Origin of the sequence: Pelomonas sp. Root405, from assembly GCF_001425165.1 — a bacterium.
Classification (GTDB): Bacteria; Pseudomonadota; Gammaproteobacteria; order Burkholderiales; family Burkholderiaceae_C; genus Pelomonas.
In genome coordinates, this window is record NZ_LMDU01000001.1 from 1298424 (window position 1) to 1310745 (window position 12322).

The following is a 12322-nucleotide window of genomic DNA, read 5'->3' on the forward strand; positions in this document are numbered from 1 at the left end:
CCCGGTAAACTGGGTCATCAAGGGCGGCAGCTGCCGCCCTTTCGTTTTGTCGAGAGGCCTGGAATGTTTCGCAGCGGCGCACTCGCGCTCTTGATGTGGTGGGCGGGAATTGCAAGTGCCGAGGCGCGCCCCCCGGTTTTCGTGCTGAATTCTCTCGATGCGGACATCGCGGTCGTTGACCCGACCAGCTTCACGGTGGTCAAGCGCATCCCGACCGGCAAGGAGCCCCACCACCTCTACCTGTCGCCGGACGAGAAGTCCCTCATCGTCGCCAATGCGCTGGGCGATTCGCTGACCTTCGTCGACCCGCGCACGGCCGAGGTCCAGCGCGTGCTACGCGGCGTACCCGATCCCTACCACCTGCGCTTCTCGCCGGACATGAAGTGGTTCATCACGGCCGCCAACCGGCTGGACCATGTCGACCTCTACCGCTGGCAGGGTGCGGCCGCCGCCGAGCCGCTGCAGCTCGTCAAGCGCATTGCAGCGGCCAAGACGCCCAGCCACCTGAGCATCGACACCCGCAGCACGACCGTCTATGTCAGCCTGCAGGACAGCGACGAGCTGCTGGCCATCGACCTGGCCACGCAGGCCATCAAGTGGAAGACGCCCGTCGGCAAGATGCCCGCAGACATCTACCTCACGCCCGACGACCGTTTGCTGCTGGTCGGGTTGACGGGCGACAAGTTCGTCGAGGTCTGGGATGTCAGCGGCCCGGCGCCCAGGCTGGCCAAGCGCATCCAGACAGGCGCTGGCGCCCATTCCTTCCGCGCCTGGGGCGACAAGCGCCATGTGCTGGTCAGCAATCGCGCGGCCAACTCGATCAGCAAGATCGACCTGACGACGTTGAGCGTCGTCGACCAGTACCCGGCACCCGCAGGTCCGGACGACATGGAGCTGCTGAGCGATGGCCGCACGCTGCTGGTCACGTCGCGCTGGGCTGGCAAGCTCACGCAGATCGACACGGCCACGCGCAGGGTCGTGCGCCAGGTGAAGGTGGGCAAGTCGCCGCACGGCATCTGGACGCTCGATCACCAACCTCGTCTATGAAGGCTTTTGTCCTGCTGCTGGCCGCAGGTACGGCGGCAGCGCAACCGGCCTGCGACAAGCCGGTCTACCTGACCTTTGACACCGGTCACATGGGCGTGGCGCCGCTGGTCGCGCAGACGCTCAAGAAGCACCACGCCAAGGCGACCTTCTTCCTTGCCAGCGAGCCGACCCACAGCGGCGGCACCTCGCTGGACGACAGCTGGGCGCCGTGGTGGCGCGAGCGCGCGGCCGAAGGGCATGACTTCGGGTCCCACACCTGGGACCACGACGTCTTGCTGGCGGATATCCCCGGTGCCGACGGCAACGTCACGCGCTTCAAGTTCCGCACCCAGGCGGGCATCCAGGCGCCGGTCGTGCGCGAGCTGACTGCCGAGCAGTACTGCGCAAGCCTGAAGAAGGTGGGCGAGCGCTTCACAGCAATGACGGGCAAGCCGCTCGCCCCCATCTTCAGGGCGCCGGCCGGCCGGACGTCACCGGCATTGCTGAAGGCGGCCAAGGCCTGCGGCTTCGCCCATGTGGGCTGGGCGCCCGCCGGCTTTCTCGGCGATGAGCTGTCCAGCCAGAAGCACCCCAACGCCCAGTTGCTGGCCAAGGCACTGCGCGACATCCGGCCGGGTGACATCCTCGTTGCTCACCTCGGCATCTGGTCCCGCCAGGACCCCTGGGCGCCGGCCGTGCTGGAGCCGCTGTTGACGGGGCTTGAGCAGCGCGGCCTATGCTTTGCACCGCTGCGCGAGCATCCGCGCTACGCCTCCCTTTTCAACAAGCCGTGATCGACTGGATCTCCAACACCTTCGACAGCGTGCAGCTGGCGCTGTACGAGAGCGTCGTGCAGCCCATCGTGTTCGGCCTCGGTTTTGGCAACCTGCTCGAAGACGCCTTCGCCGCGACCGGCTGGCTGCTGCTGGGCCTGGCGCAGATCGGCTTCATCCTGCTGGGCGTGAGCCTGCTGGAGCGGCGCTGGCCGGTGGAGAGCGTCACCGACCACGGCGCCGTGCGCGACGACGTCGTCTACACGTTGATCCACAAGCTGGGCCTGGTACGCCTGGCGATGTTCTTCAGCATCGAGCCGCTGTGGGACGCCATGGCCAGCGAGATGCGCCTTGCAGGCCTGTCGACCTGGCAACTCGACGGCCTGTGGCCCGGCGTGACCGACATCGCGTGGGTCAGCCTGCTGCTCTACCTCGTCGTCTTCGATTTCGCGGGTTATTGGCTGCACCGCGCCCAGCACCAGTTCAACGGGTGGTGGGCCCTGCACAGCCTGCACCACAGCCAGCGTCAGATGACGATGTGGAGCGACAACCGCAACCATCTGCTGGACGACGTGCTGCTGGGCACGGCGCTGGCACTGCTGGCCCGGGTCATCGGCGTCGAGCCGGGGCAGTTCGTCGCCATCACCGTCATCACCCAGCTGCACGAAAGCCTGCAGCATGCCAATGCGCGCATCGGCTTTGGGCTGGTCGGCGAGCGGCTGCTGGTCAGCCCGCGCTTTCACCGCCTGCACCACAGCATCGGCATCGGCCACGAGTCCGGCGGCCGCGGCACGCTGGGTGGACACAACTTCGGTGTGCTGCTGCCCGTGTGGGACCTGCTGTTTCGCACTGCCAATTTCGAGCAGCGCTACGACCCCACGGGCGTGCGCGACCAGTTGGCCGCAGAAGGCGGCCGCGACTACGGCAGCGGCTTCTGCCAGCAGCAATGGCTGGGGCTGACACGCCTGGCCGCTGCGCTGCGCCCGCGGCGCCCCCGGCGCAGCGAACATCCCAGCGTCAACAGCCCATAGGTTCGAATGCAAGGCTTGGTCGATTCCTTCTGGCGCGCTGCCGCCTACTGCCTGCATCCACGCGTCATCGGGCTGTCGTTGCTGCCCTTTGTCATCTGCGGCGCGCTGGTCTTCGGCTTCATGTGGCTGTTCTGGGAATCGGCCATGAGCGGCGTGCGCGCGACGCTGGAGAGCTGGCTGCTCATCGAGAGCCTGCTGCAGTGGCTGGACGCGATGGGCTTGCAATCGCTGCGCAGCGCGCTGGCGGCCATGGTCGTGCTGGTCGGCATGCTGCCAGTCGTCATTTTGCTGAGCCTGCTGCTGGTCGCGCTGCTGATGACGCCTGCCATCGTTCGCCTCATCGCACAGCGACGCTTCCCGCTGCTGGAGAAGAAGCGAGGGGGCACGCTGCTTGAAAGCGCCATGGCGTCGCTGGGTGCCACGTTGATCGCCCTCGTGCTCCTCGTGCTGTCGATGCCGCTCTGGCTCATCCCGCCGGTCGTCATGGTGCTGCCGCCGCTGATCTGGGGCTGGCTCACCTACCGTGTGTTTGGCTTTGACGTGCTGGCCGATCATGCGTCGGCCGACGAGCGCCGTGAACTGCTGCGCGAGCACCGCGTTCCGATGCTCACGATGGGTGTCGTCTGCGGCTACCTGGGTGCCGCTCCCTCACTGATCTGGGCGTTGGGGGCATGGTCGTTCGGCCCGATGGCCGTCGTCCTCGCGCCATTCCTGATCCTGCTGGCGATCTGGCTCTACACACTGGTGTTTGCCTTCTCCACTGCCTGGTTCACGCATTACGCGCTGGGCGCCCTGCAGGCGCGGCGGGCAGCGGAACCGGTCGCTGAATCCGCGGTCCTCATCGAGAGCTGAAACGCATGCAAGTTGGACTCATCATCATTGGCGACGAGATCCTGTCCGGCAAACGCCAGGACTCGCACTTGGCCAAGTTCATCGCCTTGCTGTCGGAGCGCGGCATGCAACTGGCTTGGGCGCAATACCTGGGTGACGACCGTGAGCTGCTGACGGCGCGTCTGCGCGATGCCTTTGCGAGCGGCAACCTGGTCGTCAGCTGCGGCGGCATCGGCGCCACGCCCGACGACCACACACGGCAATCCGCCGCTGCCGCCCTCGGCCGGCCGCTGGCGCTGCACCCCGACGCGCGCGAGCTGATCTGGCAGCGCATCCAGCAGACGGCAGCCGAACAAGGCAAGGCGGTCACGGCCGACGAGCCGGACACGCTGCGCCGCCTGGAGATGGGCGTCTTCCCGGAAGGCGCCGGCATCATTCCCAACCCCTACAACAAGATTCCCGGCTTCTTCGTCGGCTACGTCCATTTCGTGCCCGGCTTCCCGGTCATGGCCCATCCGATGATGGCGTGGGTGCTGGACCGCTATCCGCGACTGCATCGGCAGGTCGGCCTGACGGAGCGCTCGCTGATCGTCCAGGGCGCGATGGAAGCCAGCCTGACGCCGCTGATGGTCGCCATCGAAGAAGAGTTCGCCGGCATCAAGGTGTTCAGCTTGCCTAGCGTCGACCACCCTCAGTGGGGTCGCTGCATCGAACTCGGCGTCAAGGGCGAGGCGGCGAGCCTGGCGACTGCCTACGACGCCCTGAAGCAGGGCGTGATCCAGTTTGGTGCAATCATCAGCACCGAGCTGGTGCGATAGTTCTCCCGCTGTAACGAGCCCCGCCACATAATGCCCGGCGCCGCCGGGCAGCAACCCATGTCGGTGCATCTGGCATGCAAACTGCTTTGAATCCTCTCGTGGCCGCTGGCGCGTGTGCGTCGGCGGCGGCAACCCACCCCTGATCGATCCCGCTAGGAGCTATTGATGGCCAAGACCGTCGCCGATGTGATGAACCTGGTGAAGGAAAACGAAATCAAGTTCGTTGACTTCCGCTTCACCGACACCCGTGGCAAGGAGCAGCACGTCACCGTGCCGGTTTCCCATTTCGATGAAGACAAGTTCACGTCGGGTCACGCCTTCGACGGCTCCTCCATCGCCGGCTGGAAGGGCATCGAAGCTTCGGACATGTTGCTCATGCCCGATCCCAACACCGCCAACGTCGACCCGTTCTTCGAAGAGCCGACGCTGATCCTGTCCTGCGACGTCGTGGACCCCGCCGACGGCAAGGCCTATGAGCGCGATCCGCGCTCGCTGGCCAAGCGCGCCGAGGCTTATCTCAAGGCGTCCGGCCTGGGCGACACCGCCTACTTCGGCCCCGAGCCCGAGTTCTTCATCTTCGACAGCGTGCGCTGGGGCAATGAAATGTCCGGCTCGTTCTTCAAGATCGAATCGGAAGAAGGCGCCTGGAACTCCTCCAAGGAGTACGAGCACGGCAACAGCGGCTACCGCCCCACCGTCAAGGGCGGCTACTTCCCCGTGCCCCCGGTCGACAGCGGCCAGGACATGCGCTCGGAGATGTGCCTGATCCTTGAGCAGTGCGGCATCCCGGTCGAAGTGCATCACCACGAAGTGGCGAACGCCGGCCAGATGGAAATCGGCACCAAGTTCAGCTCGCTGGTCCAGCGCGCCGACTGGCTGCAGCTGCAGAAGTACATCATCCAGAACGTCGCCCACGCCTATGGCAAGACCGCGACTTTCATGCCCAAGCCCCTGGTTGGCGACAACGGCAGCGGCATGCACGTTCACCAGTCCGTCTGGAAGGACGGCAAGAACCTGTTCGCCGGTGACGGCTATGCCGGCCTGAGCGAGTTCGCCCTGTACTACATCGGCGGCATCATCAAGCACGCTCGCGCGCTGAACGCCATCACCAACCCCGGCACGAACTCGTACAAGCGCCTGGTGCCTGGTTTCGAAGCCCCGGTCAAGCTGGCCTACTCGGCCAAGAACCGCTCGGCTTCCATCCGCATCCCGTACGTCGGCAACCCCAAGGGCCGCCGCATCGAAGCGCGCTTCCCCGATCCTTCCGCCAACCCCTACCTTGCCTTCAGCGCACTGCTGATGGCCGGCCTGGACGGTGTGGAGAACAAGATCCACCCGGGCGAAGCCGCCACGAAGGACCTCTACCACCTGCCGCCGGAAGAAGACGCGAAGATCCCGACCGTCTGCCACAGCCTGGACCAGGCGCTGGACTACCTGGACAAGGACCGCGCCTTCCTGACCAAGGGCGGCGTCTTCACCGACAGCTACATCGACGCCTACATCGAGCTGAAGATGCAGGAAGTGACCCGCTTCCGCATGGCGACCCACCCGGTCGAGTTCGACATGTACTACGCGCTGTGATGGTCACGGGCAGCACTCCCGCTGCCTGGTCATCCCCGGAGAGGGGCCGCCCGCGCGGCCCCTTTTTCGTTTACATCTCTGCGCGACAATCCCGCCATGCTGAATCGACTGCTGGCACCGTTGTTCATCCTGGCCAGCCTGGGCGCGCAAGCCCAGGGCACGGTCTACCGCTGTCCTGGCCCGCCGGTGCTCTACACCGACGCGTTGAGCGCCAAGGAAGCCAACGAGAAGGGTTGCCGCACCATCGAAGGCACGCCCATCACCGTGCTGCAGTCGCCCAGGCCGCGTGCGAACGCAGGTGCCGCGCCGGCTGCGCCGGTCGCCGAGGGGCAGCGCGGTGCTGACAGCCGTGTCGACGCCGGCCAGCAGCGTGTGCGCGATGACGAGCGCCGCCGGGTGCTGCAAACCGAGCTGCGCGCGGCCGAAGAGCGCCTCGCCATGGCACAGAAGGAATTCGGCAACGGCCAGGGCGAGCGCCGCGGCGACGAGCGCAACTACCAGAAGTACCTCGACCGCATGGCCGAGCTCAAGGACAACATCGCGCGCTACGAGGCCGATGTGCAGGCGCTCAGGCGCGAGATCGCAAAACTCCCCTCCTGAGACGCGCGGCGCCTCGGGAGTTCCCAGGCGCCATGACTGATACCTCTCTCCTGCCGGCCGAATTTGCCGGCCTCGACCTGCTTGCCACCATGGTCGTCGTCGTCGGTGCCGACGGCGAATGCCTGTTCGCCAACGCCGCCTTCGAGAACGTCATGCGGCTGTCGCGCCGCGCTGCGCAGAAGGCCCAGCTGCCCGACTGGATCGACGACGTGCAGCGCCTGACCGAAACCCTGGCCGGCGTGGCTGCCAACCATTACTCCAGCAGCCGCTTCGATGCGCTGCTGCGCCGCGGCGCCTGGGCGCATGAAGACGGCTTGCCGGTTCACGTCATCGTGTCGCAGATGGACCCGGCCGACGACGGCGCGCCGCGCGTGCTCGTCGAGCTCATCGAGATCGCCCAGCAGGCCCGGCAGGACCGCGACGAGCGCAACCTCGACCAGGTGCAGGCGACCAAGGAGCTGACCCGCAACCTGGCCCACGAGATCAAGAACCCGCTCGGCGGCATCCGCGGCGCCGCGCAGCTGCTGGCGCTGGAACTGCAGGACAGCGACAACGGGCTGACCGAATACACCCAGGTCATCGTGCACGAGGTCGACCGGCTGCAGAGCCTGGTCGACCGGCTGCTGGCGCCGCACCGCCGCGCCCAGGTGGTCGGCGACGTCAACATCCACGAGATCTGCGAGCGGGTGAGGGCGCTCGTGCTCATCGAATATCCCAAGGGCCTGGACATCCCGCGCGACTACGACACCTCGCTGCCCGACTTCCGCGGCGACCGCGAGCAGCTGATCCAGATGGTGTTGAACATCGTGCAGAACGCCGCCCAGGTGCTGGGTGCGCGCATCTCCGCCGGCGACGCCCACATCGTGCTGCGCACGCGGGTCGCCCGGCAGGTGACCATCGGCAAGCAGCGCTGGCGCTTGGCACTGGAATTGCATATCGAGGACAACGGTCCCGGCGTCCCCGCCGAGATCCGGGATCGCATCTTCTTTCCCCTGGTCTCAGGGCGGGAGGGCGGCTCGGGGCTCGGACTCACGCTCGCGCAGACGATTGCCCAACAGCACCAGGGGATGATCGATTGCGAGAGCGAGCCGGGCCTGACGAATTTCCGAATCACGCTGCCGTTGCCCTAACTCACAAGGTGAGGGGCGCGGCTGAGGAACCGCATGAAATCCATCTGGGTTGTTGACGACGACCACTCGATCCGCTTTGTGCTCGAGAAGGCCCTGGCCCGCGAGGGGCTGCCGGTGCGCAGCTTCAGCAATGCGCGCGACATGCTCGCCGCGCTCGAGGACGATTCACCGCAGGTGCTGGTGTCCGACATCCGGATGCCCGGCGGCTCGGGGCTTGAACTGCTGGCCAAGGTCAAGGCGCGCCTGCCGGCGCTGCCCGTCATCATCATGACCGCCTACTCCGACCTCGACAGCGCCGTGTCCGCCTTCCAGGGCGGCGCCTTCGAATACCTGCCCAAGCCCTTCGACCTGCCGCGCGCCGTTGAACTCATCCGCCGCGCGCAGGAAGAAAGCCAGCGCGAGGCCGGCGAGCAGGAGGCTGCGGCGCAGGTGCCCGAGATGCTCGGCCAGGCGCCGGCCATGCAGGACGTGTTCCGTGCAATTGGGCGGTTATCGCAAAGCAATGTCACCGTGATGATCACCGGCGAAAGCGGCTCTGGCAAGGAGCTGGTGGCCCGCGCCCTGCACAAGCACAGCCCGCGCGGCGAAGGCCCGTTCGTCGCGATCAACACGGCGGCCATCCCGAAGGACCTGCTGGAAAGCGAACTGTTCGGCCATGAGCGCGGCGCCTTCACCGGGGCGCAGGCCTCGCGGCGCGGCCGCTTTGAGCAGGCCGACGGCGGCACGCTCTTCCTCGATGAAATCGGCGACATGCCTTTCGAGCTGCAGACGCGGTTGCTGCGTGTGCTCTCCGACGGCCAGTTCTACCGGGTCGGCGGCCACAGCCCGATGCGCAGCAATGTGCGCGTCATCGCCGCCACCCACCAGAACCTGGAAGACCGCGTGCGCCAGGGCGTGTTTCGCGAGGATCTTTTCCACCGCCTCAACGTTATCCGCCTGCGTCTGCCACCGCTGCGCGAGCGCAAGGAAGACATCGCCTCGCTGGCCCGCCACTTCCTGCAACGCAGCGCGACCGAGCTGGGTGTGGAGCCCAAGCGCCTGTCCGATGCGGCGCTGGTCGTGCTGACCAACTTCGAGTTCCCCGGCAACGTGCGGCAGTTGGAGAACATCTGCCACTGGCTCAGCGTGATGGCACCCAGCCAGACCGTCGAGCCCAAGGATCTGCCCGACGAAATCCAGCCCGGCTACGTCGCCGCGCCGTCACCGGGCCAGGTCACCAACGGGCTGCCCAATGTGGCCGCCGCCGCGCCCGTTGCTGCGGCACCGGCCAGCACCAGCAGCGGCGAAGGCTGGCTGGCCGACATGGCCGCCGACGCCCGCGCCCGTCTCGCGGCCGGCGAGACCGACGTGTGGGACGCGCTGACTAAGCGCTTCGAAGCCCAATTGATCCTGACCGCGCTGGACATCACCCGCGGCCGCCGCATCGAGGCGGCGCAGAAGCTCGGCATCGGCCGCAACACCATCACGCGCAAGATCCAGGAACTCGGCCTGGACGTTTAATGGCCGCCCCAGCGCAGTGCCAGCAACACCACCGTCGCCAACCCAAACACCACCGTCAACCCGCGCCAGAACAGCAGCGGATGCCGTTGCTGCAGCGGCGTGCGGTCGCGCTTCATGAACTCCGGCCCCGGCGCATGCAGGTCATGCAGGAACTCCGACAACGCCTGCTGCCGTCGCGCCGCCTGGGGCTGCAGCGCCTTGCGCAGCACGCGGTCCAGCCATTCGGGCAGGTCGGGGCGGCGCGTGCGCAGCGGCACGTATTGCAGCTTGTGCAGGTCGCGCGCGCCGCGCACCTGCGGAACCTGCAGGCCGTACGGCAGGGCGCCGGTCAGCATCTGGTAGACCAGCACGGCCAGTGCGAACAGCTCGGCCACCGGTGAGCCGCCCTCGCCCGTGAAGTACTCCGGCGCCGTGTATTGCAGCGTGCCGGCCAGTTCCAGCGCGCGTGCGTCGCCCAGGCCTTCGCTCAAGCCGGCCACATGCGCGGAGGCGAGGTCGATGAGGATGACGGTGCCCTGCCGGTCGATCATCAGGTTCTCGGGCCGCAAGTCCTGGTGCAGCATCTCCTTGCGGTGCAGCGCCTGCAGGCCGCGGGCGATCTGGTCGGCGATGCCGCGCACCTCGTCCAGGGATGGCTTGGGGTGGTCGGTCATCCATTGCGCCAGCGTCTGGCCATGGATGAACTCGACGGCGGTGAACAGGTGCTCGCGCTTCTGTTCGGCCGGCGCGGCCTTGATGACGTGCGGGCTGTCGATGCGCCGGGCCACCCATTCCTCGGTGGAGAAGCGGTCCAGCTCGCGCGCGTTGCCGACGAGGTCGGCCGTGGGCAGCTTGAGCGCCCATTCGCGCCCAGCTGCATCGACCGCGAGCACGACCTGGCTGCGCGCGGTCTGCTGCAGCTCGCGCACGACGCGGTAGCCCTCGAAGGTCTGCCGTGGCGACAGAGGGGGTGGCAGGCGCAGTCCGTCGCGGCTCAGGGGCGAGGTGAGCGGGCTTGGCAGGGACTCGACGCGCGCCAGCATCACGGTGACGTTGTCTTCGCTGCCGCGCGCAAGCGCCGCCGCGACGAGGGCTTCGGCCGCCGCCTGCATGTCCGGGCCATGCCGGGTCAGCGTCTCGTTGATGACGGCGACGTCCAGAAACTCGTAGGCGCCGTCGCTCGCCAGCAGGAAGGTCTCGCCGACCTCGGTGGGCCAGCTGGCGTAGTCGATGTCCAGGTGCGCATTCACGCCCAGGGCGCGGCCGAGGTAGGTCTGGCCGCCGTAGACACGCACCCGGTGGTCCTGGCTCAGCTGCTCCAGCGCGTTGGCGTGCACGCGGTAGACCCGCGTGTCGCCCACGTGCAGCAAGTGCACCTCGCGGCCCTTGAACACCAGCGCGCTGAAGGTGCAGACGTGGCCGCGGTCCTTGTCGAAACGCCCGTCACCGCGCTGGCTCTCGGCGTGCAGCCAGCCGTTGGTGGCGGCCAGCACGCAGTGCGCGGCGCGGCGCACCGTCCAGGCTTCGGAGGTGCCGTAGTAGTCCTCCAGGAAACCGCGCACGGCGGCCGCGCTGGCAACCTGGCTGACCGCGCTGCTGCTGATGCCATCGGCAATGGCCAGCGCGATGCCGCGCGAGCGACGCTGCGCATCGGTCGGCTGCGCGACGCCGTGGAAGTCCTGGTTCAGCGGCTTGCGGCCGGCCTCGGAATGCTGGCCGACGATCAGCCGCAGCGTCATCAGCTCAGCGCGCGCTTGGGCGCGGTCTTGTAGTGAGTTGCGTAGAGGGTGAGACCGACAAAGGTCAGGCCGCCGACGAGGTTGCCGATGACGGTGGGGATCTCGTTCCAGATCAGGTAATCCATGATCGTGAAGTTGCCGCCCAGCATCAGGCCCGAGGGGAACAGGAACATGTTGACGATGCTGTGCTCGAAGCCCATGTAGAAGAACACCATGATCGGCATCCACATGCCGATGGCCTTGCCGGAGACGGAGGTCGACATCATCGCGGCGACGACGCCGGTGGACACCATCCAGTTGCACAGCACGCCGCGTACGAACAGCGTCAGCATGCCCGCCGCGCCGTGCGCCGAGTAGCCCACCGTGCGGCCCTCGCCGATGTGGCCGATCTTCTGGCCTACCGCGTTGGGCGCCTCGCTGAAGCCGAACGTGAAGATGATCGCCATCAGCACGGCCACCGTCATCGCACCGGCGAAGTTGCCGAAGAACACCAGCGTCCAGTTGCGAAAGCACCCGCCCCAGGTGGCGCCGGGGCGCTTGTCCAGCACGGCCAGCGGCACCAGCGTGAACACGCCGGTCAGCAGGTCGAAGCCCATCAGGTAGAGCAGGATGAAGCCGACCGGGAACAGCATGGCGCCGATCAGCGGGTTGCCGGTGTTGACGGTCACCGTCACCGCGAACGCGGCGGCCAGCGACAGGATGGCGCCGGCCATGTAGGCGCGGATCAGCGTGTCGCGGGTGGACATCAGCAGCTTGGATTCACCGGCATCCACCATCTTGGTGACGAATTCGGTTGGGACGACGTAGGCCATGGTTGTCTCGTGTTGAGGTTGAGGCGAAGGGGTGTCCAAAGCACAGACGCCCCCAGCCAGTCCGGCTGAGGGCGTCTGCAGTTCGATGAGATTCGTGGCGTCGTTGCCACGTGGAGCGACCCTCCTGGCGGCGCTCGCAGGCCGCCAGAAAGGCGAGGGGTTTCAGGCCAGCGCGACGAGCACGCGGCCGTCCTGCACCTGCACGGCATGGGCACGCACCGATTGCTCGGGCGCCTCCAGGCATTCGCCGGTGGTCAGGTCGAAGTGGTTCTTGTAGAGGGGCGACGCGACGACGACGCGCTCGCCGAGGTTGCCCACCAGGCCGCGCGACAGCACGCTGGCGCCGGAGCGCGGGTCGATGTTGTCGATGGCGTGGAAGCGGTCGCTGCCGATGCGGAACACGGCCACATGGCGGTCGCCCACGCGGGCGGCGACGCCGGTGTCGGGCAGGATGTCGTCAATGTGGCAGACGGCGGTGAAGTGCTGGCTCATGCGGTACTCC

12 protein-coding genes are annotated in these 12322 nt (G+C 67.2%); 9 read left to right on the forward strand and 3 right to left on the reverse strand.

All coding sequences use genetic code 11. The features are described 5' to 3' along the window. Window positions 1-63 precede the first annotated feature (63 nt). The 9 genes from ASC81_RS05915 (at window position 64) to ntrC (ending at window position 9290) form a co-directional block, all read left to right on the forward strand. Window positions 64-1047 carry a hypothetical protein gene (locus ASC81_RS05915; protein WP_056263721.1) on the forward strand — a complete coding sequence of 328 codons (984 nt, stop codon included), beginning with the start codon at window positions 64-66 and terminating at the stop codon, window positions 1045-1047. Then, window positions 1044-1820: a polysaccharide deacetylase family protein gene (locus tag ASC81_RS05920; protein WP_056263722.1), complete on the forward strand. Its 777-nt coding sequence runs from the start codon at window positions 1044-1046 to the stop codon at window positions 1818-1820. Before ASC81_RS05915 ends, ASC81_RS05920 begins: the two co-directional genes overlap by 4 nt. Next, window positions 1820-2830, forward strand: coding sequence for a sterol desaturase family protein (locus tag ASC81_RS05925; RefSeq protein WP_200946719.1), 1011 nt, complete (start codon window positions 1820-1822; stop codon window positions 2828-2830). Before ASC81_RS05920 ends, ASC81_RS05925 begins: the two co-directional genes overlap by 1 nt. Before the next feature lie 6 nt (window positions 2831-2836). Beyond that, complete coding sequence (locus ASC81_RS05930) at window positions 2837-3682, forward strand: EI24 domain-containing protein (protein ID WP_056263727.1); 846 nt, start codon at window positions 2837-2839, stop codon at window positions 3680-3682. Window positions 3683-3687: 5 nt separating this feature from the next. Further along, window positions 3688-4479: a molybdopterin-binding protein gene (locus tag ASC81_RS05935; protein ID WP_056263729.1), complete on the forward strand. Its 792-nt coding sequence runs from the start codon at window positions 3688-3690 to the stop codon at window positions 4477-4479. A 165-nt stretch (window positions 4480-4644) separates the two neighbouring features. Further along, complete coding sequence (gene glnA / locus ASC81_RS05940) at window positions 4645-6060, forward strand: type I glutamate--ammonia ligase (protein ID WP_056263731.1); 1416 nt, start codon at window positions 4645-4647, stop codon at window positions 6058-6060. A 96-nt stretch (window positions 6061-6156) separates the two neighbouring features. Then, window positions 6157-6660, forward strand: a complete 504-nt coding sequence (locus ASC81_RS05945; RefSeq protein ID WP_056263734.1) for a hypothetical protein — start codon at window positions 6157-6159, stop codon at window positions 6658-6660. A gap of 32 nt (window positions 6661-6692) precedes the next feature. Then, window positions 6693-7790, forward strand: coding sequence for a nitrogen regulation protein NR(II) (gene glnL / locus ASC81_RS05950; protein ID WP_056263736.1), 1098 nt, complete (start codon window positions 6693-6695; stop codon window positions 7788-7790). A gap of 33 nt (window positions 7791-7823) precedes the next feature. Beyond that, on the forward strand, window positions 7824-9290 hold the full coding sequence (gene ntrC / locus ASC81_RS05955) for a nitrogen regulation protein NR(I) (RefSeq protein WP_056263738.1): 1467 nt from the start codon (window positions 7824-7826) through the stop codon (window positions 9288-9290). Here the strand turns inward: ntrC and ASC81_RS05960 are convergent. The 3 genes from ASC81_RS05960 to nirD form a co-directional block, all read right to left on the reverse strand. Beyond that, window positions 9287-11008, reverse strand: coding sequence for a bifunctional protein-serine/threonine kinase/phosphatase (locus tag ASC81_RS05960; RefSeq protein ID WP_082536278.1), 1722 nt, complete (start codon window positions 11006-11008; stop codon window positions 9287-9289). The genes ntrC and ASC81_RS05960 overlap by 4 nt on opposite strands. Beyond that, window positions 11008-11820 carry a formate/nitrite transporter family protein gene (locus ASC81_RS05965; protein WP_056263740.1) on the reverse strand — a complete coding sequence of 271 codons (813 nt, stop codon included), beginning with the start codon at window positions 11818-11820 and terminating at the stop codon, window positions 11008-11010. The genes ASC81_RS05960 and ASC81_RS05965 overlap by 1 nt, the downstream gene beginning before the upstream one ends. Before the next feature lie 162 nt (window positions 11821-11982). Further along, window positions 11983-12312, reverse strand: a complete 330-nt coding sequence (nirD, locus tag ASC81_RS05970; protein ID WP_056263741.1) for a nitrite reductase small subunit NirD — start codon at window positions 12310-12312, stop codon at window positions 11983-11985. Window positions 12313-12322: the final 10 nt, after the last annotated feature.